Source organism: Pseudomonas sp. NFACC05-1 (assembly GCF_900100135.1).
Taxonomy (GTDB): domain Bacteria; phylum Pseudomonadota; class Gammaproteobacteria; order Pseudomonadales; family Pseudomonadaceae; genus Aquipseudomonas; species Aquipseudomonas fluorescens_Q.
This window is the reverse complement of sequence record NZ_FMTR01000005.1, coordinates 26,341-50,922: the sequence shown is the minus strand read 5'-3', so window position 1 is coordinate 50,922 and position 24,582 is coordinate 26,341. Positions and strand designations below refer to the sequence as shown.

The 24,582-nt window shown below is 57.1% G+C and carries 21 protein-coding genes; 3 read left to right on the top strand and 18 right to left on the bottom strand.

Translation table 11 applies throughout. The features are described 5' to 3' along the window. Positions 1–2 precede the first annotated feature (2 nt). From pseH to mtnA, 18 genes are all read right to left on the bottom strand, one after another. Entirely contained in the window at positions 3–557 is a 555-nt protein-coding gene (gene pseH / locus BLO97_RS10190) for a UDP-4-amino-4,6-dideoxy-N-acetyl-beta-L-altrosamine N-acetyltransferase (protein WP_170862068.1), read from the bottom strand. 8 nt (positions 558–565) lie between these two features. After that, positions 566–1,675, bottom strand: coding sequence for a UDP-2,4-diacetamido-2,4,6-trideoxy-beta-L-altropyranose hydrolase (pseG, locus tag BLO97_RS10185; RefSeq protein WP_092345767.1), 1,110 nt, complete (start codon positions 1,673–1,675; stop codon positions 566–568). A gap of 5 nt (positions 1,676–1,680) precedes the next feature. Next, complete coding sequence (pseF, locus tag BLO97_RS10180; protein WP_092345765.1) at positions 1,681–2,382, bottom strand: pseudaminic acid cytidylyltransferase; 702 nt, start codon at positions 2,380–2,382, stop codon at positions 1,681–1,683. Beyond that, positions 2,379–3,539 (bottom strand): UDP-4-amino-4,6-dideoxy-N-acetyl-beta-L-altrosamine transaminase, encoded by a 1,161-nt coding sequence (gene pseC, locus BLO97_RS10175; protein ID WP_092345763.1) that lies wholly within the window; start codon positions 3,537–3,539, stop codon positions 2,379–2,381. Before pseC ends, pseF begins: the two co-directional genes overlap by 4 nt. Positions 3,540–3,542: 3 nt before the next feature. Then, positions 3,543–4,541 carry a UDP-N-acetylglucosamine 4,6-dehydratase (inverting) gene (pseB, locus tag BLO97_RS10170; RefSeq protein ID WP_092345761.1) on the bottom strand — a complete coding sequence of 333 codons (999 nt, stop codon included), beginning with the start codon at positions 4,539–4,541 and terminating at the stop codon, positions 3,543–3,545. Between the two features lie 32 nt (positions 4,542–4,573). Beyond that, a complete protein-coding gene (locus BLO97_RS10165) occupies positions 4,574–5,830 on the bottom strand; it encodes a lipopolysaccharide biosynthesis protein (RefSeq protein WP_092345759.1) in 1,257 nt (418 codons plus the stop codon). 900 nt (positions 5,831–6,730) lie between these two features. After that, a complete protein-coding gene (locus BLO97_RS10155; protein WP_092345755.1) occupies positions 6,731–7,774 on the bottom strand; it encodes an LPS O-antigen chain length determinant protein WzzB in 1,044 nt (347 codons plus the stop codon). Between the two features lie 179 nt (positions 7,775–7,953). Further along, positions 7,954–8,178, bottom strand: a complete 225-nt coding sequence (locus tag BLO97_RS10150; protein ID WP_092222894.1) for a lipopolysaccharide assembly protein LapA domain-containing protein — start codon at positions 8,176–8,178, stop codon at positions 7,954–7,956. Positions 8,179–8,204: 26 nt separating this feature from the next. After that, positions 8,205–8,501 (bottom strand): integration host factor subunit beta, encoded by a 297-nt coding sequence (gene ihfB / locus BLO97_RS10145; RefSeq protein WP_003199243.1) that lies wholly within the window; start codon positions 8,499–8,501, stop codon positions 8,205–8,207. Between the two features lie 136 nt (positions 8,502–8,637). Beyond that, positions 8,638–8,916, bottom strand: a complete 279-nt coding sequence (locus BLO97_RS10140) for a hypothetical protein (RefSeq protein ID WP_013692555.1) — start codon at positions 8,914–8,916, stop codon at positions 8,638–8,640. 227 nt (positions 8,917–9,143) lie between these two features. Next, on the bottom strand, positions 9,144–10,838 hold the full coding sequence (gene rpsA / locus BLO97_RS10135; protein WP_014337228.1) for a 30S ribosomal protein S1: 1,695 nt from the start codon (positions 10,836–10,838) through the stop codon (positions 9,144–9,146). A gap of 119 nt (positions 10,839–10,957) precedes the next feature. Continuing rightward, complete coding sequence (cmk, locus tag BLO97_RS10130) at positions 10,958–11,647, bottom strand: (d)CMP kinase (protein ID WP_092345753.1); 690 nt, start codon at positions 11,645–11,647, stop codon at positions 10,958–10,960. Continuing rightward, the gene (locus BLO97_RS10125; protein WP_256571811.1) at positions 11,644–13,851 is read right to left on the bottom strand and encodes a bifunctional prephenate dehydrogenase/3-phosphoshikimate 1-carboxyvinyltransferase; all 2,208 of its coding nucleotides are present in this window, start codon (positions 13,849–13,851) and stop codon (positions 11,644–11,646) included. Before BLO97_RS10125 ends, cmk begins: the two co-directional genes overlap by 4 nt. A 28-nt stretch (positions 13,852–13,879) precedes the next feature. After that, positions 13,880–14,992, bottom strand: a complete 1,113-nt coding sequence (gene hisC, locus BLO97_RS10120; RefSeq protein WP_092345749.1) for a histidinol-phosphate transaminase — start codon at positions 14,990–14,992, stop codon at positions 13,880–13,882. Between the two features lie 13 nt (positions 14,993–15,005). Further along, positions 15,006–16,100, bottom strand: a complete 1,095-nt coding sequence (gene pheA, locus BLO97_RS10115) for a prephenate dehydratase (RefSeq protein WP_003199233.1) — start codon at positions 16,098–16,100, stop codon at positions 15,006–15,008. Then, on the bottom strand, positions 16,100–17,185 hold the full coding sequence (gene serC, locus BLO97_RS10110) for a 3-phosphoserine/phosphohydroxythreonine transaminase (RefSeq protein WP_003199231.1): 1,086 nt from the start codon (positions 17,183–17,185) through the stop codon (positions 16,100–16,102). The genes pheA and serC overlap by 1 nt, the downstream gene beginning before the upstream one ends. A 304-nt stretch (positions 17,186–17,489) precedes the next feature. Further along, positions 17,490–20,153: a DNA gyrase subunit A gene (gene gyrA, locus BLO97_RS10105; protein ID WP_063322358.1), complete on the bottom strand. Its 2,664-nt coding sequence runs from the start codon at positions 20,151–20,153 to the stop codon at positions 17,490–17,492. A 442-nt stretch (positions 20,154–20,595) separates the two neighbouring features. Next, complete coding sequence (mtnA, locus tag BLO97_RS10100) at positions 20,596–21,672, bottom strand: S-methyl-5-thioribose-1-phosphate isomerase (RefSeq protein ID WP_092345747.1); 1,077 nt, start codon at positions 21,670–21,672, stop codon at positions 20,596–20,598. Positions 21,673–21,778: 106 nt separating this feature from the next. Here mtnA and BLO97_RS10095 point away from each other — a divergent pair, with 106 nt between their 5' ends. From BLO97_RS10095 to mupP, 3 genes are all read left to right on the top strand, one after another. Then, positions 21,779–23,110, top strand: a complete 1,332-nt coding sequence (locus tag BLO97_RS10095) for a TRZ/ATZ family hydrolase (RefSeq protein WP_092345745.1) — start codon at positions 21,779–21,781, stop codon at positions 23,108–23,110. A gap of 61 nt (positions 23,111–23,171) precedes the next feature. Next, positions 23,172–23,870, top strand: a complete 699-nt coding sequence (ubiG, locus tag BLO97_RS10090; protein ID WP_063322361.1) for a bifunctional 2-polyprenyl-6-hydroxyphenol methylase/3-demethylubiquinol 3-O-methyltransferase UbiG — start codon at positions 23,172–23,174, stop codon at positions 23,868–23,870. A 4-nt stretch (positions 23,871–23,874) separates the two neighbouring features. Then, complete coding sequence (gene mupP, locus BLO97_RS10085) at positions 23,875–24,546, top strand: N-acetylmuramic acid 6-phosphate phosphatase MupP (protein WP_063322362.1); 672 nt, start codon at positions 23,875–23,877, stop codon at positions 24,544–24,546. The last annotated feature ends 36 nt before the right edge of the window (positions 24,547–24,582 follow it).

Genomic DNA, 24,582 nt, shown 5'->3' with positions numbered 1-24,582 from the left:
TTTCAACCTCTAGACAATTTAATCAGTTTTTCATACATAAATGACCTATGGGCCTCCCACTCCTCAGAGAGAATACCAAGTTTATATATATCAACATATTCACCATCAACCAAATGATGCTCGCGAAGCACACCTTCAATTTTAAAATTAAATTTCTGATGAAGCTTTATTACAGCCGAATTAAATTCTAAAACCTCACATGCCAGCTTATGTAAGCCCATATTGTGAAATGCATAGTCCAAAGCAAGAAACTCCATTTTGCTTCCCGTTCCTTTTGGGGCATCAGGAGCAGCATAGAACGCCCAAGATGAGATAGAGCTAATAACATCGATATTATTGAAAGCTACGATCCCCGTTGGTCTTCCATTGATTTCATACATAAAATACAGCTGATCGTCGCAGTGCTGGACTCGTTCCCACCAAGCCAAATGCTCCTTGAGGGCTATCTCATGCCTTGTATACATATTAGCTCGAACATTGGGTGCATTCCGCCAAGCAAGCATCAACTCGAGCTCATCGGTATTGATTTTACGAAGTTGACCGAATATTTCCATCATCACACCCATCAATGGTATTTAAATTCAGCTATAGTATTTAATAGGTGCTCGCAACCGGCCCCATCGGTGATTAGCCTCGAAGACTCACTTAATGACCTCAAGAACTGCGAATCCTTTACTACACAATCAACCGCTCGAGCAAGTTGTGAAACGATTCTGGTACCTGACGATATCATTAAGACTGCTTTAGCGCTCGCTAACAAACTAGCTGCAAATCTTTGATTTTCTGCTAGCACTACCATAATAGTAGGAATCCCAAGACAACAACGTTCCCATGATGTCGCTCCTGCCGCGCCAATGGAAAGATCGCTTTCAGCCATTAACTGTGCCATATCACCGACGTTCACCTTAACTTCAGTATGCCATGGCATCGTACTCGCTAAATGCTGAATATCATTCAACCAAGGAGCAACTGCGCCCATCACTACAGTGATGCGGCAGCTTTTGGGCAGACCAGATACTTTCAATCCTTCCAACACTGACCGCGTCACATTGTCTTTATCAACCCCTCCCAAGGTAACCAATACCGATTCGAGCTTGTAGAAATTTCTTCGTTTCAAACTATACGGTCGTAATATTGAGAACTCAGGACGAAGCAATGCGTACTTGGAACCGCACAAGACAATGCAATTAGAAGGTACTCGTAAACAGTAATCGATGGCCTCACGCCCAAAGGTTTGGTCCAGCAAGATATCACTAACATGATTCCGATCAGCCAAATCGTCTATGACCAAGAGCTTAAGGTCATTTTTTTTGAGCTTTAGCTCCCACGTTATATCCAATGCATAGTGGTCAACGACTAACCAGTTGGGCTGCAACAGCTCAAGTATCCTTCCACTTTGCTCGGCATCTAGCTCTTGGGAAACCCCGAGCCAAGCAAAATGCCGAGGATTATCACTCTGCGAGTTTAGTGAAGAGTCGAGTTCTTTATCTGAAGCCAATACATGAACGTTGAAACCTTTGGCGCGTATGACTTCTAGAAGGTTTCCCGGATGCTCTCGACAAATAAAGTGGCACTCAGCCCCTTTCTTCCTCAGCGCCTCCGCCAACGTCAGACAACGCATGACGTGCCCACTGCCAATTTGCAGAGAAGCGTCGACCCGGAATACAACCTTCATGTCTTTCACTTCTGACCTGACTCAGCTTGAAATGCTCTGTATAACCATTCGGCGCGAATCCAGTCTTCGGGTGTATCGATATCTTGCACACGGTGACGCGGTAATAAAACCGCACTGGACTCATGGCTGAAGATCATTCTCCCTTCCAGCCAGGCGCTTGCCTGTCCCCAGTAGAATTGGCCAGCGTCATGATAGCTTTCTTCAAGGTCTTGAGAACGGGCGTTGAAATGTTCAGGGTTGAACATTTCAACGTGCCCCGCTTCCGTCAGGCGAATCGCCCGTTGTATCGGAAATGCGTAGCTGGTCACCGAAAAGGCGTACTGGCTACCGGTTTTTTCAAGGATATCCAAGCCACGACACAAATCTTCCGGGCTAACGAACGGTGCGGTTGCATACAAACAGCATACTTGGCGGACATCAAACCCATCAGCCCTACACCATTCGATGGCCTGCTGAATCACCGGTATGGTCCCGGTGTAATCATCAGACAATTCCGCAGGACGCATGAACGGAACACTGGCCCCGTATTCGCGGGCTACTTCAGCAATTTCCTGATCGTCGGTAGAGACAATGACTTGATCAAAGCATCCACTTTGCAACGCAGCTTCGATTGACCAAGCAATCATCGGCTTACCGCAAAACGCCTTGATGTTTTTTCGCGGTATTCGCTTGCTGCCTCCCCGGGCAGGAATGACGGCCAGTTTCATCGTTGCAGAGCCTTGGTGATGGCGCTAACTACTTGGTCCTGCTGTTCATTGCTCATCGTCTGGAACATCGGGATGCTAATTGCCTCGCGGTAGTAAGCTTGCGACATCGGAAAATCCTCAGGCTTGAAGCCCATCTGCGCGTAGTAAGGCTGGGTGTGAACCGGAATGTAATGCAGGTTCACGCCAATCCCTTGCTCACGTAGCGATTCAAACACCTGGCGATGAGTCTTGCTGATTTTATCCAGTTGCAAACGAATCACATAAAGATGTAAGCCTGAGTAGCTGTCGGCGTGTTGCCAAGGGACAGTGACAGGTAAAGTCGCCAATAGGTCGTTGTAACGCGCAGCCAACTGATGACGGCGAGCGACGTATTGATCCAGACGCTCCATCTGACTAACGCCCAAGGCAGCTTGCAGTTCAGTCATTCGGTAGTTGAAGCCCAGATCAATCTGCTGGTAATACCAGGGACCATCCGACTCATGAGTCATCTGTTGCGCATCCCGGGTAATGCCGTGGCTACGCAGCAGAGCCATTTTATTGGCTAGCTCGACGTCGTTGGTCAAAGCCATGCCGCCTTCAGCGGTGGTAATGATCTTTACCGGGTGGAAACTGAGTACCGTAATGTCACTGTACTTTCCGTTCCCGATAAATTCGCCTTGGTATTTGCCGCCGATGGCGTGGGAGGCATCCTCTATGACTTTGAACCCGTAGCGCTGGGCTAACCCGTGGATCGCTTGCATGTCGCAGGGCTGACCGCAGAGATGGACCACCACGACCACTTTGGGCAACGCATTTGCTCGTTCGGCCTGCTCCAACTTGCGCTCCAGCGCCAGGGGGCAAAGATTGTAGGTACGTGGATCTATATCCACGAAATCAACCTGCGCTCCGCAGTACAATCCGCAGTTGGCAGAAGCCACAAAGGTAATGGGGCTTGTCCACAAACGGTCACCTGGGCCGAGACCCAGTGCAAGACAAGCGATATGCAGCGCAGACGTTGCGCTGTTCACCGCCAGCGCATGGCTGGCACCCACATGCTGAGCAACTTGCTGTTCGAAGCGGGGCACCATAGGGCCCTGGGTGAGGAAGTCGGATTGCAACACCCCAATCACCGCATCAATGTCAGCTTGGGTTATGTCCTGGCGACCGTAGGGGATCATGTATCAGATACTCCCGATCTTGGCTTCGTTGAGGGTAATCCAGCTTTTCAGATCTTCGTCGCTCATCCACTCAGTGTTGTTGTCACTAGCGTAAACGAAGCCTTCAGGAACCTTCTTGCCGTCTTTAATGCGTTTTGGGCAGGTTGCCCATTCGTTGATAACCGGCAGAATTTTAAAGTGCTCAGGGTATTCGTACGTGTAGTAGGAATCTTCGGCGCTGATCATCTGCTCATGCAATTTTTCGCCAGGACGAATGCCGACGATCTTTTGAGTGGCCTCTGGTGCAACAACGCGAGCAAGGTCTGTCACTTTCATCGACGGAATTTTCTTCACATAGATCTCACCGCCTTCCATATCTTCGAAGGCATGCCAGACCAGTTCGACGCCCTCTTCCAGGGAGATCATGAAACGAGTCATGCGTTCATCGGTGATCGGTAATTCACCTTTGTCCTTGATCGACATGAAGAAGGGGATGACTGAACCGCGCGACCCCATCACGTTGCCATAACGTACTACTGCCATGCGGGTTTCGTGACCGCCGGCGTAGGAGTTACCGGCAACAAACAGCTTATCGGACGCCAACTTGGTGGCACCGTACAGGTTGATCGGGCTGCTGGCCTTGTCGGTGGACAATGCGACAACGCGCTTGATGCCTTTGTCGATGCAGGCATCGATCAGGTTCATCGCGCCGTTGATGTTGGTCTTGATGCACTCGAAGGGGTTGTATTCCGCGGTTGGCACGATTTTGGTCGCCGCTGCGTGAACCACATAATCAACACCGTCCAATGCCCGGTACAAGCGCTCCTTGTCGCGGACGTCGCCGATGAAGAATCGAACGCGAGAATCACCCTCGAATTTTTTCGCCATGTCCCATTGCTTCATTTCATCTCGGGAAAAGATGATGATCTTTTTCGGGTTGTATTTGGCCAGGGTCATTGGCACAAACGTGTTACCAAAAGAGCCGGTACCACCGGTGATGAGAATGGTTTTATTGGTGAACATTGACGCGTCCCTTGGTTGCTTCCTGCACGATGTCAGGATTGAAATAAACGGTAAGGTGCTGGCGTGAGGCGATAGAAACTCCACGATTTCCAACACAAAACGACAAAGAAACTGGCGCACAGCCCTAACGGTACCGCTAGGTGAGGACAGGTTTGCGCAAAACTCCAGGTCGCCAGAATAAAAATAATCAAACCGGCTACGTGACTACGAATGATCGGTCGATCACGACCTTGGGCATATAATCCATAGTGGGGAATCATTCCCAGAGCGTAGAGCACCGTAGCCAAAAGGATCCAGACGAAAAGTCCCTGCTGCTCACTGTAAAGCGGCTTGCCTAGCCAAGCCAGCAATGGGCCTATCATAACCAGCGCGACTACCGAAAAAGCGCTGCAAAGACCAACGGTCTGCAGCAATAAATTACGTATGCCTTGATGAAAACCGACTGGATCGCGCCGCTGGTAGGCGCTGATCAGCCCTGGATAAATAAATGCAAATACCCCCGCATCCAGAAATGACATCAACGCCATACTGACGCCCATGAACAAGACATAGGCACCTAGTACGTCCAATCCCGCCAAATCCTGGAACCAATAACGGTCCAAGGTGAAAACCCCCCGAATGGCCAAGGTCGCAATCAGCAATGCGGAGGCTACCCTTAATCCCTTGATGATCCAGGTCCAGTCAACATTTTGTCGCCAACCAGATAGCCCCATGCGCTTGACGCGGTATACACCCAGAAAAAGCGCTATCGCCGATCCCAGCGTCCAAGCTCCAAACACCATGTCTAGATTTCGCATATCAGGTTCAACGAACATCAGCCCCGTGATCAAGACGGCCCAGACCCCCGAACGAAAAAACAGTACCAAGCTCGCGAAGAGTTGATCCGAAATCGCAATCAGCAAGCGCCCCAACTCCTGAGTCAGATGCTCAAGTATCAGTAAAACGAAGAACCAACCAATGACCTTCATTGGAAGCAAGCCTTTGATAAAAATCAGGCTAAGCAATGGTAAAAAAATGACGTAGAGCAACAGGGTTAAAGCCCCTTGCGCCTTGAGTAATCCACCCCACTCGTGACGCTCGCGTTTAAGCAATTCACGAGTGCTATAGGTATAAAAATCGAACCCAAGAAAATACAGCGAATAGCCCACTGTCGCGGCCAACAGGCCATAGACGCCTAGCTCGGCCGGATCAAGAAAACGGGCAAGAAAAAAAATCAGCAAAAATTTGCTGACAAGCGTCAAACCACGAATTGCAATATTGGAAAGCTGTAAAAAATTTCGAGCAAGCATTAAATTGGTCTATTCACGTTCGTACCTGATAGCACCTGCATAAAAGCACTTTTAACCTTGTGTTTGATCCTTGACACGCTATCGCTCCAAAATCTCACCTTCGTCTTCCTGAGATCGTAATCATCTATGCCAACGCTCGCTGATTTGCTGTTGGCGATTGAGCATATTTTGACCAGCAACAGGACTCGTTCATACCCCTCCAAGGCCAGAAGCACAGCGTCTATCTCCGCATGATCGCAGTGAAGGACGCGGATGCTTTCTCCAAACGAAAGGGTGTTTCCACATCGAATTTCGATCTTTGTAACAATTGAAAAACCAGCTCATCAGCGACGTGAACTGGCTGCCCACCAAACGCGACTTTTCGAGCGACGCCAAGGCGCAGGCTCTAATTTTTGCCCAGTGGACAATCGTCAGGTTGCCACCCTACTCGATGCGATGACCGAATTGGTCCTTAAGCCAGTAATCAGTCTGAGGAGGCACGATCAGCCTGCGAGTATTATGCCTGCTCTCGAGCAAAATGGCTTTAAGGACCACCCACGTACGTGCGTCAGTGTCCAACCAGGCAATAGGCAGAATATCCGGAGCCCGCTTTCGCCGGGCAGTCTATCTTTTTAGCCACCGAAGCGACCACACACACCGAACTCGAATCCCATCAGAAGACATCAAGTGAGCAGTGCGTGACGTACAAAGCTATCACCTAGTAGCATAAAGCCATCAAGCGCTGACTCTAGCGCGTAGCGTTTTTCTTACATCAAAAAGCCTGCCTGCCCCGGAAAAACACCTAACGCAGACAGGCTTATAAAGCCAAACAGAGATCATTTACTCTTCATGAATTACGACTATCAAATATAACTCATGCCGGATAGATGGCATTCAGCCATGACTGGTTTAGCCACCTCGCTAATCTTCCGAATTGCGACTCAACACAACACGGGCCAAGGCGATGAACCCGCCCAATAACAACCCAGCCACGAACCCCACTATTAGGATCAAGCCCTTCTTAGGCTTTATCGAACTCTCCGGCACCTCAACACTACCATCCTGCCGGTACACTGCAATACTCTCAGGATCGATGTTCAACTTATGATAAAAACTGTACCTCATTTGCAACGACCGTAAATCTTTAATAAAAGCATCATCAGAAGACCTAGACTCCAACGCTTTGATCTCCGCAGCCAACGCCTTGCTCCCCCGCTGGTAATCCATTTTATTACCAGTTTCTACAGTGATATCTACTGCAGCGGTAGAGTTGATAGCCGGTGAGTTTAAACCAATGGACTCAGCAATCTTCAATGCTTCCCGTAGCTGCTGAATCCGATCCTCGCGTACGCGCTGTGCGTTCTCGCGCAAGCTGACAATTTTCTGCTCCAAATTGCGAGCCCTAACCGAAGCTTCAGTCGTGACGTTCTTGATCAACTCCGACTCAGCAGCTTCGCTAGCACGCTGGACATAATCTTTTGCCCATTTCGTGACCTGTATAGGATCTATACCTTGAACGGTAATAGAAAAGCGATCAGGCGTACCTTTACCAAGCCCCTTTATCACCAACTCTCGGGAAAAACGCTCATATAAACGATCAAGCGCACCCTTTCGCTCAACCTCACTAAGTGAAGGAAGATAGACCTCATTAAAAAATTTCTGGCGAAGATATTCACCCTGAAGATTCCGAGCAAATACATCGTAAACATAATTAATGGAATAAATATCCAGCTCCGTACTTTTTCCACGACCATAATTCAGCTCAGCAATATCATTCTGAGTAGGTGGCACGATAAAAAGTTTGGATTCGTAAACAGGCTTACTAAGAAACGCATAGAGGCCTGCACCAACAGTAACCAAAAGAGTGACACTTAGGATCAGCCATTTTTGAGCCCAAAGCCCCTGAGCAAGCTCAACCAGATCAATCTCCTCTGCGTCACGCGCATCAATGCGATCATTTCGCATAAGAAGCCTCGCTTTGCATCAAGCCCGTAGACACATCGAACGTATTCAAAGGCAAGACGGGCAAGGCCGTGTCGGATATAGCGGCAAACTGAGCTAGATTAAATACGAACAAAACGCACCCAAAGTCAGAAAAATTGCAGATAGTGATCCTTACCAAGACTTCCGGGCCACACATCCATTTATTTAAAGCGCCTACGCACCCCTAAAAACCACGCAAGCGACGGCCCGACTATCATACCAGCGAGAAGCGCCAGGATCACGAAAACCGAGACAGGAAGCTGCGGAGCTGACCAACCCAGAAACAGCAATGCCACTGGCTGGTTGTTTTCAAGCACGAACAGGACGATAGCTGAGGCCACGAGCAGCGCAAGTACGACAAGGGTCAAGCGTTTAAAGTTCCGCATATGAACTCCTCTGTTTTAGGGCTCCGTCAGAGCTCATCCCCCTCCTCCTCATTCACACGATCCCTAAGCTCTTTGCCTGGTTTGAAATGAGGAACGAATTTTCCATCAAGGCTGACGGACTGGCCCGTTTTGGGGTTGCGCCCAACCCGCGGAGCGCGGTAGTGCAGGGAGAAGCTGCCGAAACCGCGGATCTCGATGCGATCCCCCGTAGCCAGGCACTGGGACATTTGTTCAAGCATGGTCTTGATGGCTAGCTCCACATCCTTGGATGAGAGTAGCCCTTGATGGGTGACAATTCGTTCGATCAACTCCGACTTCGTCATATTTTTCCCTTCTTTTTCAAGCAGCTAGGAAAATCGCTTGAAAAGGTTTTAGCATGACCGGAGGGATTTGAACAGCCCAAGTATTGACATTCTTCTTGACTCCCCTACCGCCTCTTTGTGCGCAAGCAGGGAGATGCTATCGACAGATGACCAGCATCGTACGAGTCAGATAGCCAGCCGGATTAAAACCAAAGGGGTACTGATCTTCATCCTTCGCGTCGTCGGATCGGGTAATCACCTTGTAGCCAGCCCCCTTACACTCTCTTGCGGCCCTCTTGTGGCACTTCTCCCAACCGGAACCCAACCCCGAGCAGTCGACCTCGATACCACTGACACCACGCACTGCGTGGGTCTTGGCGCTTGTAGAGCAAGCGGCCAGCACCAAGACACTCAACACCAGAAAGAGCTTGTTCATTCAGTTCCTTTAGACAGAGGTCCGGATCGATCATTTATACAAGTCGGAGCCACGCCCTGAATAGATTATTGATCCGCTTCATAAAAGAGACAGCTGGGTTAATGAGTTGGTTTCGCAGCGCCCCGAATGAACGCCATTATCGGCAGGGCTCGGGCAGAGAATCTTGAAATTTCGCAGGCACAAAAAAGGGCGACCGAAGTCGCCCTTTTTCTATGGTCTGACAGAACTCAGTTCTGTTTTTCCATTTGTGCACGCAACAGGTCGCCCAGAGTGGTAGGACCAGCAGCAATGTCAGAGGTAGCTGGCTTGTCGCGCAGGCTCTGGATTGCTTCTTTCTCTTCAGCATCGTCTTTCGACTTGATGGAGAGCTGGATTACGCGGCTCTTGCGGTCAACGCTGATGATCTTGGCTTCTACTTCTTCGCCTTCTTTCAGAACGTTGCGCGCGTCTTCAACGCGGTCACGGCTGATTTCGGAGGCTTTCAGAGTCGCTTCGATATCGTCGGCCAAAGTGATGATGGCGCCTTTGGCGTCAACTTCTTTCACGATGCCCTTAACGATTGCGCCTTTGTCGTTCTCTTGAACGTACTCGGAGAACGGATCGCTTTCCAGTTGCTTGATACCCAGGGAGATACGCTCGCGCTCTGGGTCAACCGACAGGATAACGGTGTCCAGCTCGTCGCCCTTCTTGAAACGACGCACGGCTTCTTCGCCCACTTCGTTCCAGGAGATGTCGGACAGGTGAACCAGGCCGTCGATGCCGCCGTCCAGACCAATGAAGATACCGAAATCGGTGATCGACTTGATGGTGCCGGAGATTTTATCGCCCTTGTTGAACTGGCCAGAGAAGTCTTCCCATGGGTTGGACTTGCACTGCTTGATGCCGAGGGAGATACGACGACGCTCTTCGTCGATGTCCAGAACCATGACTTCCACTTCGTCGCCGACTTGTACGACTTTCGAAGGGTGGATGTTCTTGTTGGTCCAGTCCATTTCGGAAACGTGTACCAGGCCTTCAACGCCTTCTTCCAGCTCAGCGAAGCAGCCGTAGTCGGTCAGGTTGGTAACACGAGCGGTGACGCGGGTGCTTTCTGGGTAACGGGCTTTGATAGCGACCCATGGATCTTCACCCAGTTGCTTGAGGCCCAGGGAAACACGATTGCGCTCGCGATCGTACTTCAGAACCTTGACATCGATCTCGTCGCCAACGTTGACGATTTCCGAAGGATGCTTGATACGCTTCCAGGCCATGTCGGTGATGTGCAGCAGGCCATCGACGCCACCCAGATCGACGAATGCGCCGTAATCGGTGAGGTTCTTGACAATACCCTTGACCTGCTGGCCTTCCTGCAGCGATTCCAGCAGAGCTTCACGCTCGGCGGAGTTCTCGGCTTCCAGGACACTGCGACGGGAAACGACAACGTTGTTGCGCTTCTGGTCCAGCTTGATGACCTTGAATTCCAGCTCTTTGCCTTCCAGGTGCGTGGTATCGCGCACTGGACGGACGTCAACCAGGGAACCTGGCAGGAACGCACGGATGCCGTTAACGTCGACAGTGAAGCCGCCTTTAACCTTACCGTTGATAACGCCCTTGACCACTTCCTCAGCTGCGAAGGCCGCTTCCAGAACGATCCAGCATTCAGCGCGCTTGGCTTTTTCACGGGACAGCTTGGTTTCACCGAAACCATCTTCAACCGAGTCCAGCGCAACGTGAACTTCGTCACCGACGTTGATGTTCAGTTCGCCAGCGTCGTTGTAGAACTGCTCAAGCGGGATCAGCGCTTCAGACTTCAGACCAGCGTGAACGGTTACCCAGCGAGCTTGGTAATCGATATCAACGATAACGCCGGTGATGATGGAGCCTGCCTGAAGGTTCAGGGTTTTCAAGCTTTCTTCAAAGAGTTCCGCAAAGCTTTCGCTCATTTTAATTCCTGTTGATTAGGGCGAAGTAAACGCCCATCTCCACACCCCAGACGATGTGGGTTAGTTTCATATAAAAGAAGCGCCGCAGGACTATGACTGGTCCCCTGCGGAGCTTCCTGTCACCCGGCGATATCGCGAATGGCGATCTCGCTCATGATGCGTTGCAGCACCTGATCGATGGACAACTCCGTGGAATCCAGCTGTATCGCGTCGGCCGCCGGCTTGAGCGGGGCTACTGCGCGCTGGGTGTCACGCTCATCGCGTGCACGGATCTCATCTAGCAGACTCGACAGACTAACATCCTCGCCTTTGCCCTTCAACTGCAAATATCGGCGACGCGCCCTCTCCTCTGCACTGGCGGTGAGGAAAATCTTCAGCGGCGCGTCAGGAAAGACCACCGTGCCCATGTCACGACCATCGGCCACCAGCCCCGGCGGCTCCTGGAAGGCACGCTGGCGTTGCAGCAAGGCTTCGCGTACCACCGGCAGCGCGGCGACCTGGGAGGCCCCGGCCCCCACGCTTTCGGTACGAATGACGTCGCTGACTTCGTCACCTTCCAGAATGATGCGCTGGAGCTGACCGTCGGTCGCGGCAATGAATTGCACGTCCAGATGAGCCGCCAGCGCCTTGAGCAACTCTTCGTTGGTCAGGTCGACGCCATGGTTCGCGGCAGCGAACGCCAATAGACGATACAGGGCACCCGAATCGAGCAGGTTCCAGCCCAACTGCCTGGCCAGGATCCCGGCGACGGTGCCCTTGCCCGAACCGCTTGGGCCATCGATGGTGATGACCGGTGCCTTGATGTTCACGACTGCGCCTCTTGTGCTACTCGGATACCGACCTGCGCGCACAGCGCCAGGAAGTTCGGGAACGACGTCGCGACGTTGGCGCAATCATGGATGCGAATCGGCGCGCTGGCGCGCAAAGACGCAACACTGAAGGCCATGGCGATACGATGGTCACCGTGACCATGGACTTCGCCGCCGCCGATCTGGCCGCCGTCGATGATGATGCCGTCCGGCGTTGGCTGGCACTTGACGCCCAGGGCGAGCAAGCCATCAGCCATCACCTGGATGCGATCCGACTCCTTGACCCGCAGCTCTTCGGCACCCGTCAATACGGTGCGCCCTTCGGCACAGGCAGCCGCCACGAACAGCACCGGGAACTCGTCGATGGCCAGCGGAACCAGCGCCTCCGGAATCTCGATACCCTTGAGTTTAGCTGCTCGTACGCGCAGGTCCGCCACCGGCTCGCCGCCGACTTCACGCTGGTTTTCCAGGGTGATGTCAGCGCCCATCAGGCGCAGGATGTCGATCACGCCGGTGCGGGTCGGGTTGATGCCGACATGCTCGAGCACCAGGTCGGAACCTTCGGCAATCGAAGCGGCCACCAGGAAGAATGCCGACGAGGAGATGTCACCCGGCACTTCGATGTGGGTAGCGGTCAGCTTGCTGCCAGACTCGACGGACGCCGTGGCGCCATCGACCGTGACCGGGTAGCCGAAGCCGCGCAGCATGCGCTCGGTATGGTCGCGGGTCGGGGCCGGTTCGGTGACGGTGGTCTTGCCTTCGGCGTAGAGACCCGCCAGCAGCAGGCAGGATTTTACCTGCGCGCTGGCCATCGGCATGGTGTAGGTCAGGCCCTTGAGCTTGTTGCCACCACGAATGATCATCGGCGGACGACCGTCGGCGGCCGTCTCGATGACCGCGCCCATTTCCCGCAACGGATTGGCGACGCGATTCATCGGGCGCTTGGACAGCGAGGCGTCACCGGTCAGGGTGCTGTCGAAGTCTTGCGCGGCCAGCAGGCCGGACAACAGGCGCATAGAGGTCCCGGAGTTACCCAGGTAGATGGGCCCCGGAGCAGGTTTGAGGCCGTGCAGGCCGACACCATGGATGGTCACGCGACCGTGGTGCGGACCTTCGATGACCACCCCCATGTCGCGAAACGCTTGCAGCGTTGCCAGGGCGTCTTCACCCTCGAGGAAGCCTTCCACCTCGGTCACGCCTTCGGCCAGGGAGCCGAGCATGATCGAACGGTGGGAAATCGATTTATCGCCCGGTACACGAATACGCCCGCTCAGGGAGCCACCAGGTTGTGCCAGGAAAATCAGATCGTTGGAGTTCATAGCGTCCACATAGGCCCGACGGGCCAGGATTTTACTGAAATGCTCGCGGGCCACCCTGGCGCGTGTGAAAACGCCCAGCAATTGGTGCCCGTCCCCTGCATCGACCGCGTCGCGCAAGGCGTCGAGGTCGCTGCGAAATGTATCGAGTGTGCGCAAGACAGCTTCGCGGTTGGCGAGGAAGATGTCGTGCCACATGACCGGGTCGCTTCCAGCGATTCTCGTGAAATCGCGGAAACCGCCGGCAGCGTAACGGAAGATCTCAAGATTTTCATTGCGTTTGGCCAACGAATCCACCAGGCCGAACGCCAACAGGTGCGGCAAATGGCTGGTGGCCGCCAACACTTCATCGTGACGCTCGACCTGCATGTGCTCGACATCGGCGCCCAGTTCGCGCCACAAACGGTCCACCACCGCCAGCGCGGCTGGATCCGTCTGGTCCAGCGGCGTGAGGATCACTTTGTGGCGACGAAACAGTTCGGCGTTGGAGGCTTCCACCCCGCTCTGCTCGGAACCGGCAATCGGATGGCCGGGCACGAAGCGCGCCGGCATCCCGCCGAAGGCCTCGGTGGCCGCACGCACGACGTTGCCCTTGGCGCTGCCGACGTCGGTCAGGATCGCTTGCCCCAGGCTCATGGTCGCCAGACGCGCCAGCAGTTTTTCCATGGCCAGGATCGGCACCGCCAATTGGATCACGTCCGCGCCCTGACAAGCGATCGCCAGGTCATCCTCGCAGCGATCGACCACCCCCAGCTCCACGGCCAGCTTGCGCGACTGCGGATCCAGGTCGACACCGACCACCTCGCGGCACAGACCGCTTTCACGCAAGCCCTTGGCAAACGAACCGCCAATCAACCCCAGGCCGACCACCACCAGGCGACCGATCATAGGGGCAGCAGGTTGCAGCGAAGTGACATCAACCACGAGCCAGAACCTTGCTCAACGCCTCAAGGAAACGGTTGTTTTCCGCCGGTAGGCCGATGGTGACGCGCAGGTGGTTCGGCATGCCGTAGTTAGCCACCGGACGCACGATCACGCCTTCGCGCAGCAGCCCCTGGTACACCGGCGCAGCGACACGCCCCAGGTCGACGCAGATGAAGTTGCCTTTGGATGGAATCCAGCTCAAGCCCAGCTCACGGAACCCCGCTTCCAACTGCTGCATACCGGCCGCGTTCAGGCGACGGCTTTCGGCCAGGTAGGCCTCATCCTGCAAGGCGGCACAGGCTGCTGCCAGGGCGAAGCTGTTGACGTTGAATGGCTGGCGCACGCGGTTCAGCACGTCGGCCACCACGGCGGTGGACAAGCCGTAGCCAACCCGCAGCGAGGCCAGGCCGTAGGCTTTCGAGAACGTGCGCGAAACCAGCAGGTTCGGGTAGGCCGCGAGGAAATCCAGGCCATCGGGCAAATCGCTGCCTTCGGCGTATTCGATGTAGGCCTCGTCCAACACCACGAGCACGTGCGCGGGCACGTCTTGCAGGAAGTCGTCCAAGGCCTGGGCGTCGAACCAGGTGCCGGTCGGGTTGTTCGGGTTGGCAATGAAGACCACCCGCGTGTTGGCATCGATGGCGGCCAGCATGGCCGGCAGATCGTGCCCCCAGTCCTTGGCCGGAACCACATGGGCATCCGCGCCCACGGCCTGGGTCGCGATCGGGTAGACCGCAAACGCGTGCTCGCTGAACACAGCGTTGAGACCCGGTGCCAGGTACGCACGGGCGACCAACTCAAGAATGTCGTTGGAGCCATTGCCCAGCGTCACCTGGTTCAGCTCGACGTCACAGCGCTCGGCCAGCAGGCTTTTCAACGCAAACCCATTGCCATCGGGGTAACGGGTCAGCTCGGCCAGTTCGTCGCGGATCGCCGCCAGTGCCTTGGGGCTCGCGCCCAACGGATTTTCGTTGCTCGCCAACTTGACGATGCTGGCCGGATCCAGGTCCAGCTCGCGGGCCAGTTCGTCGACGGGCTTGCCCGGAACGTAAGGCGAGAGTTGTTGCACGCCTGGCTGAGCCAGAGCGAGGAAGTTGCCACTCATTTGCTATCCGCCCTTAAAGAACTGCCTTGGGGTAGGAACCCAGCACCTTGAGTGCCACTGCTTCCTGACTGATTTTCTCCAGCACACCTTTTACCAGCGGATCGCGGTGGTGGCCGACGAAATCGATGAAGAACACGTAGGTCCATTTACCACTGCGCGACGGACGGGTCTCGATCCGCGTCAGGTCGATACCGTTGTCGTGGAACGGCACCAGCAGTTCATGGAGCGCACCGGGCTTGTTGCTCATGGAGACGATGATCGAGGTCTTGTCGTCGCCGGTCGGCGGTACTTCCTGGCTGCCGATCATCAGGAACCGCGTGGAGTTGTCCGGGCGATCCTCGATTTTCTCGGCCAGGCGCGTCAGCCCGTAGAGGCCGGCCGCCATATCACCAGCGATCGCCGCCGAGTTCCACTCACCCTTGACCCGCTTGGCCGCTTCGGCGTTGCTCGATACCGCTACGCGCTCGACGTTCGGGTAATGGGCGTCCAGCCACTTGCGGCACTGGGCCAACGATTGGGCGTGGGAATAGATCCGGCTGATGCTGTCGGTCTTGGTGTTCTCGCCGACCAACAGGTGATGGTGGATACGCAGCTCGACTTCACCGCAGATCACCATGTCATGCTCGAGGAAGCTGTCCAGCGTGTGGTTGACCGCGCCCTCGGTGGAGTTTTCCACCGGCACCACGCCAAAATTCACCGCGCCGGCCGCCACTTCGCGGAAGACTTCGTCGATGGCCGCCATTGGCTTGCTGATCACGGCGTGACCAAAGTGCTTCATGGCGGCGGCCTGGGTGAAGGTCCCTTCCGGCCCCAGGTAGGCGACTTTCAGCGGCTGCTCAAGCGCCAGGCACGAGGACATGATTTCACGGAACAACCGCGCCATCTCTTCGTTGCCCAGCGGCCCCTTGTTGCGCTCCATGACACGCTTGAGCACCTGGGCTTCACGCTCAGGACGATAGAACACCGGCACTTCGCCTTCGGCCAGGGAGGCCATCTTCACCCGGGCGACTTCCTGGGCGCAGCGCGCACGCTCGCTGATCAGCTCCAGGACCTTTTCGTCCAGGGCATCGATGCGCAGGCGCAGCGCCTTGAGTTCTTGCTCAGACATCAGCCATGTTCCTTCTCGAACTCTGCCATGTAGGCGATCAACGCATTGACGGCGTTGATGTCGACGGCGTTGTAGATGGAGGCACGCATGCCACCGACCGAACGGTGGCCCTTGAGGTTCAGCAGTCCACGCTCGTCGGCACCGGCCAGGAACGGCTTGTCCAGACGGTCGTCGGCCAGGCGGAACGGCACGTTCATCCACGAACGATCGGTCTTGTTGATCGGGTTGCTGTAGAGGCCGCTGGCGTCGATGAAGTCATACAGCGTGCGCTGCTTGACTTCGTTGAGCTTGCCGATGGCCTCGACACCGCCCTGCTCCTTCAGCCATTCGAATACCAGGCCAGAGAGGTACCAGGCCAGGGTCGGCGGGGTGTTGTACATCGAGCCGTTGTCGGCCGCGACCTTGTAGTTGAGCATGGTCGGGCACAGGGAGCGGGCACGCCCCAGCAGGTCTTCACGAATGATGCTGACCAGGATGCCGCTAGGGCCGATGTTTTTCTGGGCGCCGGCGTAGATCATGCCGAAACGGGAGATATCCACAGGGCGCGAGAGAATGTCCGAGGACATGTCGGCCACCAATGGCACGTCGCCAGTTTCCGGGATCCAGTTGAATTCCAGGCCACCGATGGTTTCGTTCGGCGCGTAGTGAACGTAGGCCGCGTCCTTGGACAGGTTCCATTCGTTCTGGCCGGGAATCGCGAAATAGTCGTAGGGCTTGGCGGTGGCAGCCACGTTGACGTGACCGTAGCGCGAAGCTTCTTCGATGGCTTTCTGCGACCAGATACCGGTGTCGATGTAGTCGGCCTTGCCACTTTCCGGCAGCAGGTTCAACGGGATCTGGGCGAACTGCTGGCTGGCGCCGCCCTGCAGGAACAGCACCTTGTAGTTGGACGGGATGTTCAGCAGATCACGCAGGTCCTGCTCGGCCTTGGTGGCAATGGACACGAACTCATCGCTGCGATGGCTCATTTCCATGACCGACAGGCCCTTGCCGTGCCAGTCGAGAAGTTCACCCTGGGCACGCTTCAGGACCGCTTCAGGCAACGCCGCCGGGCCGGCACAGAAGTTATAGGCTCTCTTGCTCACATCCAATCTCGCTCTGATCTGGTGGTCACTTAAATCTTCATTCACCCATCACCCGATGGTAGCTACCGCTCATGTAAGGATTGCCCTGAACCTGTGGCGAGGGAGCTTGCTCCCGCTGGGCTGCGCAGCAGACCCATTCTATGGGCGCTTCGCACCCAAGCGGGAGCAAGCTCCCTCGCCACAATGAATCAAACAAACCTTAAGTGAGCAGCATCAGCCCCACAGGAGAATGTGCAGTGTCGCAAATTTTCAAACGGGACAAACAACAAGGGGGCGAATCTTCATCCGCCCCCCGCGTGTCCGCTTAGTCCTGCGGTTCTTCTTCGTCTGCGGCAGCGTCGAGCGGTTGGTCACCGGTCATGTCGTCGACATCGGCACCCAGGGTGCCGTCGAACGCCACGCCTTCCTCGCCTTCCAGCTCCTCGCCTTCGACTTCCGATGGCTCCTGCACCCGCTCAAGCCCTACCAGCGTTTCGTCGCTGGCCAGCTTGATCAGCGTCACGCCCTGGGTGTTACGACCCAGGCTCGAGACTTCGGCGACCCGCGTACGCACCAGGGTACCCTGGTCGGAGATCAACATGATCTCCTCGCCATCGAGCACCTGGACAGCGCCAACCAGACGGCCGTTACGCTCGTTGCTGACCATGGCGATCACGCCCTGGCCGCCACGCTTGTACTCAGGGAACTCGCTGATGGCCGTGCGCTTGCCATAACCACGCGCCGAAGCGGTGAGGATCTGGCTGCCCTCTTCTGGGATCAGCATGGAAATCAGCTTCTGGCCTTCCGGCAGGCGCATGCCGCGCACACCGCGGGCGGTACGGCCCATGGCGCGAACGTCGGATTCCTTGAAGCGAGTGACCTTGCCGCCGTCGGAGAACAGCATGACTTCACGCTCGCCGTCGGTGATGGCGGCGGAAATCAGCACGTCGCCTTCGTCCAGCTCCAGGGCAATCAGGCCGACGCTACGCTGGCGACTGAAGGATTCCAGCGGGGTCTTCTTCACGGTGCCGTTGGCGGTCGCCATGAAGATGTAGTGACCTTCGGTGTATTCCTCCACCGGCAGCATGGTGGTGATGTATTCACCGTCGTCCAGCGGCAGCAGATTGACCAGCGGACGACCACGGGCTGCGCGGGACGCTTCGGGGATTTCGTAGGTCTTGAGCCAGTACACCTTGCCCTTGCTGGAGAACAGCAACAGCGTGGTGTGGCTGTTGGCGACCAGCAGGTGAGCGATGTAGTCCTCGTCCTTGACGCCGGTCGCCGACTTGCCTTTGCCGCCGCGACGCTGGGCCTGGTAGGCGGCCAACGGCTGGGTCTTGGCGTAGCCGCCGTGGGAAATGGTCACCACGCGCTCTTCTTCCGGGATCATGTCGCCCAGGGTCAGGTCGAGGCGCGCATCGAGAATCTCGGTGCGACGCACGTCGCCGTACTCGGCGCGGATCACTTCCAGCTCTTCGCGGATCACTTCCATCAGGCGCGTGGCGCTGTTGAGGATGCGGATCAGTTCGCCGATCTGGTTGAGGATCTCCTGGTACTCGGCCAGCAGCTTCTCGTGTTCCAGGCCGGTCAGGCGGTGCAGGCGCAGTTCCAGGATGGCTTGCGCCTGTTCCGGGGACAGGAAGTACTTGCCTTCGCGCAGGCCGTATTGCGGGTCGAGGTTCTCCGGACGGCACGAATCGGCACCGGCACGCTCCACCATCGCCACCACCGCGCTGGACTCCCAAGGCGTGCTGATCAGCGCTTCCTTGGCTTCCGACGGCGTTGGCGAGGCCTTGATCAGGGCGATCACCGGGTCGATGTTCGACAGGGCAACGGCCTGGCCTTCAAGAATGTGGCCACGCTCGCGAGCCTTGCGCAGTTCAAACACGGTGCGGCGGGTAACCACTTCGCGACGGTGACGTACGAAAGCTTCCAGCAGGTCCTTGAGGTTCAGGATCCGCGGACGGCCGTCGATCAGCGCAACGATGTTGATGCCGAACACACTTTGCAGTTGGGTCTGAGCGTAGAGGTTATTGAGGATCACCTCAGGCACTTCACCACGACGCAACTCGATCACGACGCGCATGCCGTCCTTGTCGGACTCGTCACGCAGCTCGGTGATGCCTTCGAGCTTCTTCTCTTTCACCAGCTCGGCGATCTTCTCGATCAGGCGAGCCTTGTTCAGTTGGTACGGCAGCTCGGTGATGACGATCTGCTGGCGGCCGCCAACCTTGTCGATGTCTTCGACGGTGGAACGGGCGCGCATGTAAATACGGCCACGGCCGGTGCGGTAGGCTTCGATGATGCCGGCGCGACCGTTGATGATCGCGGCGGTCGGGAAGTCCGGACCCGGGATGTATTGCATCAGCTCATCGACAGTCAGCTCGGGATTGTCGATGAGGGCCAGGCAACCGTCGATGACTTCACCGAGGTTGTGCGGCGGGATGTTGGTCGCCATGCCCACGGCGATACCGCTGGAGCCGTTGACGAGCAGGTTCGGGATACGGGTCGGCATGACCGCCGGGATCATTTCGGTGCCGTCGTAGTTCGGCACCCAGTCCACGGTTTCCTTGTGCAGGTCGGCCAGCAGTTCGTGGGCCAGCTTGGTCATGCGCACTTCGGTGTATCGCATGGCCGCGGCGTTGTCGCCGTCCACGGAACCGAAGTTGCCCTGGCCGTCTACCAGCAGGTAGCGCAAGGAGAATGGCTGCGCCATACGAACGATGGTGTCGTACACGGCAGTGTCGCCGTGGGGGTGATACTTACCGATCACGTCGCCGACGACACGGGCAGATTTCTTGTACGGCTTGTTGAAGTCGTTGCCCAGTTCGCTCATCGCGAACAGCACGCGCCGGTGCACGGGCTTCAAGCCATCGCGCGCATCCGGCAGCGCCCGCCCGACGATTACGCTCATTGCGTAGTCGAGGTAGGACTGTTTCAGCTCGTCTTCGATATTGACCGGGAGGATTTCTTTGGCCAGTTCGCCCATGAGAAGCCTGATTCCTTTTTCTGGTGAAACCTCGTCACATCCAGATGGGACGAACGAAGCTCGCCGCTGCAGAACAAGTGCCGTGCAGCGACTTACGACAAATCAACGAGTTATGCCATGGATCTGCGCAGTAAAGGCCACCTCGCGAGGCAGCCTTGGAAACCGCCGGATGTTATCACAAGAGCCGCCACGCACCTATCCCCCAGATGCGCATGGTGCGTAGTTAGTTGACCGGTGACAGGCTGATATGGGACCAGAGGGGCTTAGAAGCGCTGCGGATGGAGAATCAGGGCGAAAATGCAAGGCATTTGTTGCCTTTGAGGACCTCATCGCGAGCAAGCTCGCTCCCACAAGGACTCTTATGTCAGAAATTTCAGACATGCCCTATCCACTGTGGGAGCGAGCTTGCCCGCGATGGCGGCAGATCACCCTCTGGAAATCTTCAGTGCAACCGCTTGCGGCACATCAACTGCGCCAACTTGGCGGTGTCCGGACGCTCGATGATGCCCTTCTCCGTGACGATGACGTCGATCAAATCCGCCGGGGTGATATCGAACGTCGGGTTGAAGGCGTCCACCTCCGCACCGAGCCTCTTGCCGCCGATTTCCAGCAGTTCACGTCCATCGCGCTCCTCGACCGGAACGTCATCACCGCAGGCCAGGCTCATATCGATGGTCGAACTCGGCGCCACCACCATGAAACGCACGCCATGGTGCATGGCACAGACCGCCAGTTGATAGGTACCGATCTTGTTCGCCACATCGCCATTGGCGGTGATGCAGTCGGCACCGACAATCACCCAGGTCACACCTTTCGTCTTCATGATGTGGGCGGCGGCGGAATCGGCGTTGAGGGTCACCGGGATGCTCTCACGGGCCAGCTCCCACGCCGTCAGGCGCGAGCCTTGCAGCGATGGACGGGTTTCGTCGGCATAGACGCGCTCCACCATGCCTTCGATATACGCGCCACGGATGACACCCAAGGCCGTGCCGAAGCCACCGCTCGCCAGGGCGCCGGTGTTGCCGTGGGTGAGGATGGCCTGGGCGTTGCCCTGGTGCTTGCGGATCAGGTCGACACCGAGCTGGGTCATGGTCAGGTTGGCTTCGCGGTCACTTTCGTGGATCGCGATGGCTTCAGCCTCAAGTACCGCCAGCGGCTCGGCGTGCTCTTTCAAGCGCCCCAACCGGTCGCGCATCCGATCCAGCGCCCAGAAGAGGTTCGCCGCTGTCGGCCGGGCCTCGGCCAGCAAGGCAAAATCAGCCTCCAGGGCCGATTGCCAGTCACCGCCCTCGGCCACCCTGGTCCGCGCCGCCAGCACGACACCATAAGCCGCGCTGATGCCGATGGCCTGCGCGCCGCGCACCACCAGCGAGCCAATGGCCTCGGCCACATCGGCGGCACAGGTGCAGGCGATCCAGTTTTCCTCGAACGGCAAGACACGCAGGTCCAACAGGTACAGGACGCCATCACGCCAATCGATGGCCTTCACCTTCTCCGCAGCCAATAGTCGATCGCGCATCCTTCACCCCGTACTCATGAACAAAAGCCGCCGATTATAGCGATCCCTCCGCGAAGACGCTCGGGTATACTTCGCCATCCTTTATACCCCATGGAACCGTTCCACGATGCCCAAGCCTGCCGTTGCGCTCGACTTATTATTGCTGCCGACCTGGTTGGTGCCTGTCGAACCCGCCGGTGTAGTGCTCAAGGATCATGGCCTGGGCATTCGCGACGGCTGCATCGCGTTCATCGGTCCACGGGCAGAAGCCCTCCGGTGTGACGCCGCCCAAGTCCGTGAGCTGCCCGGCATGCTGCTCAGCCCCGGCCTGATCAATGCCCATGGCCACGCAGCCATGACCCTGTTCCGCGGCCTGGCCGACGACCTGCCCTTGATGACCTGGCTCGAACAGCACATCTGGCCGGCGGAAGCCAAATGGGTCGATGAGCATTTCGTACGCGACGGCACCGACCTGGCCATCGCCGAGCAGATCAAGGGCGGCATCACCTGCTTCTCCGACATGTATTTCTACCCCAAGATCGCCAGCGAGTGTGTCCACGACAGCGGTATTCGTGCGCAAATCGCGATTCCAATCCTCGATTTCCCGATTCCCGGTGCCGCCAGCGCCGACGAAGCCATTCGTCAGGGCATCGAATTGTTTGGCGACCTCAAGCACCACCCACGGATCAAAGTCGCATTCGGCCCGCACGCCCCCTACACCGTGGGCGACGAGAACCTGGAGAAAATCCGCGTGATCGCCGAGGAACTGGACGCGGCCATTCATATGCACGTTCACGAAACCGCCTTCGAAGTGCAGCAGGCTGTGGATAACACCGCGGAGCGACCGCTGGCGCGCCTGGGACGACTTGGCCTGCTGGGGCCACGCTTTCAGGCCGTGCACATGACTCAAATCAGCGACGAAGACCAGGCCTTGCTGGTAGAAAGCAATTGCAGCGTGATCCACTGCCCGGAATCGAACCTGAAGCTGGCCAGCGGTTTCTGCCCAGTGGAGCGCCTGTGGCAGGCCGGCGTCAATGTGGCGCTCGGCACCGACGGTGCGGCGAGCAACAACGACCTGGATCTGCTGGGCGAAACCCGCACCGCGGCCCTGCTGGCCAAGGCCGTCGCCGGCTCGGCCACGGCCCTGGATGCCCACCGGGCGCTGCGCATGGCCACGCTCAATGGCGCCCGGGCGCTGGGCATCGAGGCGATTGTCGGCTCGCTGGAAGTGGGCAAGGCCGCCGACCTGGTGGCCTTCGATCTGTCGGGCCTGGCCCAGCAGCCGATCTACGACCCGGTGTCGCAGTTGATCTATGCCACCGGTCGCGATTGCGTAAAACACCTGTGGGTGGGCGGCAAGCCGTTATTGGACGATGGCCGACTGACCCGCATGGACGAATCAAGACTGATCGCCACGGCCCAGGCCTGGGGTCGGCGCATCAGCGGCCACAACGAATAACCACGCCCCTTGAGCCACGGCTCGGGGCACCTGATTTTTCAAGCTTTTCGAGGATCTGCACATGAGCAACGTCGACCACGCCGAAATCGCCAAGTTCGAAGCCCTGGCCCATCGCTGGTGGGACCGTGAAAGCGAATTCAAACCGCTGCACGACATCAACCCGCTGCGGGTCAACTGGATTGACGAACGGGTCAACCTGGCTGGCAAGAAGGTGCTCGACGTCGGTTGTGGCGGCGGCATCCTCAGCGAAGCCATGGCCCAGCGCGGGGCGACGGTGATGGGCATCGACATGGGCGAAGCGCCACTGGCCGTGGCGCAACTGCATCAATTGGAGTCGGGCGTCAGCGTGGAATACCGGCAGATCACCGCCGAAGCCCTGGCCGAAGAAATGCCCGGCCAATTCGACGTGGTCACCTGCCTGGAAATGCTCGAGCACGTGCCGGATCCGTCGTCGGTCATCCGCGCCTGCTTCCGTATGGTCAAGCCCGGCGGCCAGGTGTTCTTCTCCACCATCAACCGCAACCCGAAGGCCTACCTGTTCGCCATCATCGGCGCCGAATACATCATGAAGCTGCTGCCGCGCGGCACTCACGACTTCAAGAAATTCATCCGCCCTTCCGAACTGGGCGCCTGGAGCCGCGCGGCCGGGCTGACCGTCAAGGACATCATCGGCCTGACCTACAATCCGCTGACCAAGCACTACAAGCTGGCCGCCGACGTTGACGTCAACTACATGATCCAGACCCTGCGCGAGGAGTAAGTCGATGCGTCTCAAAGCGGTTCTCTTCGACATGGACGGCACGCTGCTCGACACCGCGCCGGACTTCATCGCCATCTGCCAGGCCATGCGCGCCGACCGTGGCTTGCCACCGATGAACACGCAGCACATTCGCGACGAGATTTCCGGCGGTGCCCGGGCGATGGTCGCGGTGACCTTTTCCATGGACCCGGAATCACCAGGGTTCGAGGAACTGCGCCAGGAGTTCCTCGACCGCTACCTCAAGGGATGCGCGGTCCACAGTCATTTGTTCGACGGCATGGCCGAGGTGCTGGCCGATATCGAAGCGGCCAACCTGATCTGGGGCGTCGTCACCAACAAGCCGGTGCGTTTCGCCGAGCCGATCATGCAGCAACTGGGCCTGGCCGAGCGCTCGAAAGTGCTGATCTGCCCTGATCACGTGAAGAACAGCAAGCCAGACCCGGAACCGCTGACCCTGGCCTGCAAGATGCTCGACCTGGATCCGGCCAGCGTGCTGTTCGTGGGCGATGACCTGCGGGACATCGAGTCCGGACGCAGCGCCGGTACCAAGACCTGCGCGGTGACCTACGGCTACATCCACCCGGACGACAACCCGAAGCACTGGGGTGCGGACGTCGTGATCGACCACCCTTCGGCGCTGCGTGAAGTGCTGGATAACGCGTTGTGCAGTTGCTGAACTGAGCCCTTGTGGCGAGGGAGCTTGCTCCCGCTG

Coding starts and splice junctions, on each gene's coding strand:
- pseF (WP_092345765.1), bottom strand. CDS start 2,382: ATGAAACTGGCCGTCATTCCTGCCCGGGGAGGCAGCAAGCGAATACCG.
- ubiG (WP_063322361.1), top strand. CDS start 23,172: ATGAGCAACGTCGACCACGCCGAAATCGCCAAGTTCGAAGCCCTGGCC.
- hisC (WP_092345749.1), bottom strand. CDS start 14,992: ATGAGTGGCAACTTCCTCGCTCTGGCTCAGCCAGGCGTGCAACAACTC.
- pseB (WP_092345761.1), bottom strand. CDS start 4,541: ATGTTCACCAATAAAACCATTCTCATCACCGGTGGTACCGGCTCTTTT.
- BLO97_RS10165 (WP_092345759.1), bottom strand. CDS start 5,830: ATGCTTGCTCGAAATTTTTTACAGCTTTCCAATATTGCAATTCGTGGT.
- BLO97_RS10125 (WP_256571811.1), bottom strand. CDS start 13,851: ATGATCGGTCGCCTGGTGGTGGTCGGCCTGGGGTTGATTGGCGGTTCG.
- BLO97_RS10155 (WP_092345755.1), bottom strand. CDS start 7,774: ATGCGAAATGATCGCATTGATGCGCGTGACGCAGAGGAGATTGATCTG.
- gyrA (WP_063322358.1), bottom strand. CDS start 20,153: ATGGGCGAACTGGCCAAAGAAATCCTCCCGGTCAATATCGAAGACGAG.
- mupP (WP_063322362.1), top strand. CDS start 23,875: ATGCGTCTCAAAGCGGTTCTCTTCGACATGGACGGCACGCTGCTCGAC.
- pseC (WP_092345763.1), bottom strand. CDS start 3,539: ATGATCCCCTACGGTCGCCAGGACATAACCCAAGCTGACATTGATGCG.
- ihfB (WP_003199243.1), bottom strand. CDS start 8,501: ATGACGAAGTCGGAGTTGATCGAACGAATTGTCACCCATCAAGGGCTA.
- pheA (WP_003199233.1), bottom strand. CDS start 16,100: ATGTCTGAGCAAGAACTCAAGGCGCTGCGCCTGCGCATCGATGCCCTG.
- BLO97_RS10095 (WP_092345745.1), top strand. CDS start 21,779: ATGCCCAAGCCTGCCGTTGCGCTCGACTTATTATTGCTGCCGACCTGG.
- pseH (WP_170862068.1), bottom strand. CDS start 557: ATGATGGAAATATTCGGTCAACTTCGTAAAATCAATACCGATGAGCTC.
- mtnA (WP_092345747.1), bottom strand. CDS start 21,672: ATGCGCGATCGACTATTGGCTGCGGAGAAGGTGAAGGCCATCGATTGG.
- rpsA (WP_014337228.1), bottom strand. CDS start 10,838: ATGAGCGAAAGCTTTGCGGAACTCTTTGAAGAAAGCTTGAAAACCCTG.
- BLO97_RS10140 (WP_013692555.1), bottom strand. CDS start 8,916: ATGAACAAGCTCTTTCTGGTGTTGAGTGTCTTGGTGCTGGCCGCTTGC.
- pseG (WP_092345767.1), bottom strand. CDS start 1,675: ATGAAGGTTGTATTCCGGGTCGACGCTTCTCTGCAAATTGGCAGTGGG.
- BLO97_RS10150 (WP_092222894.1), bottom strand. CDS start 8,178: ATGCGGAACTTTAAACGCTTGACCCTTGTCGTACTTGCGCTGCTCGTG.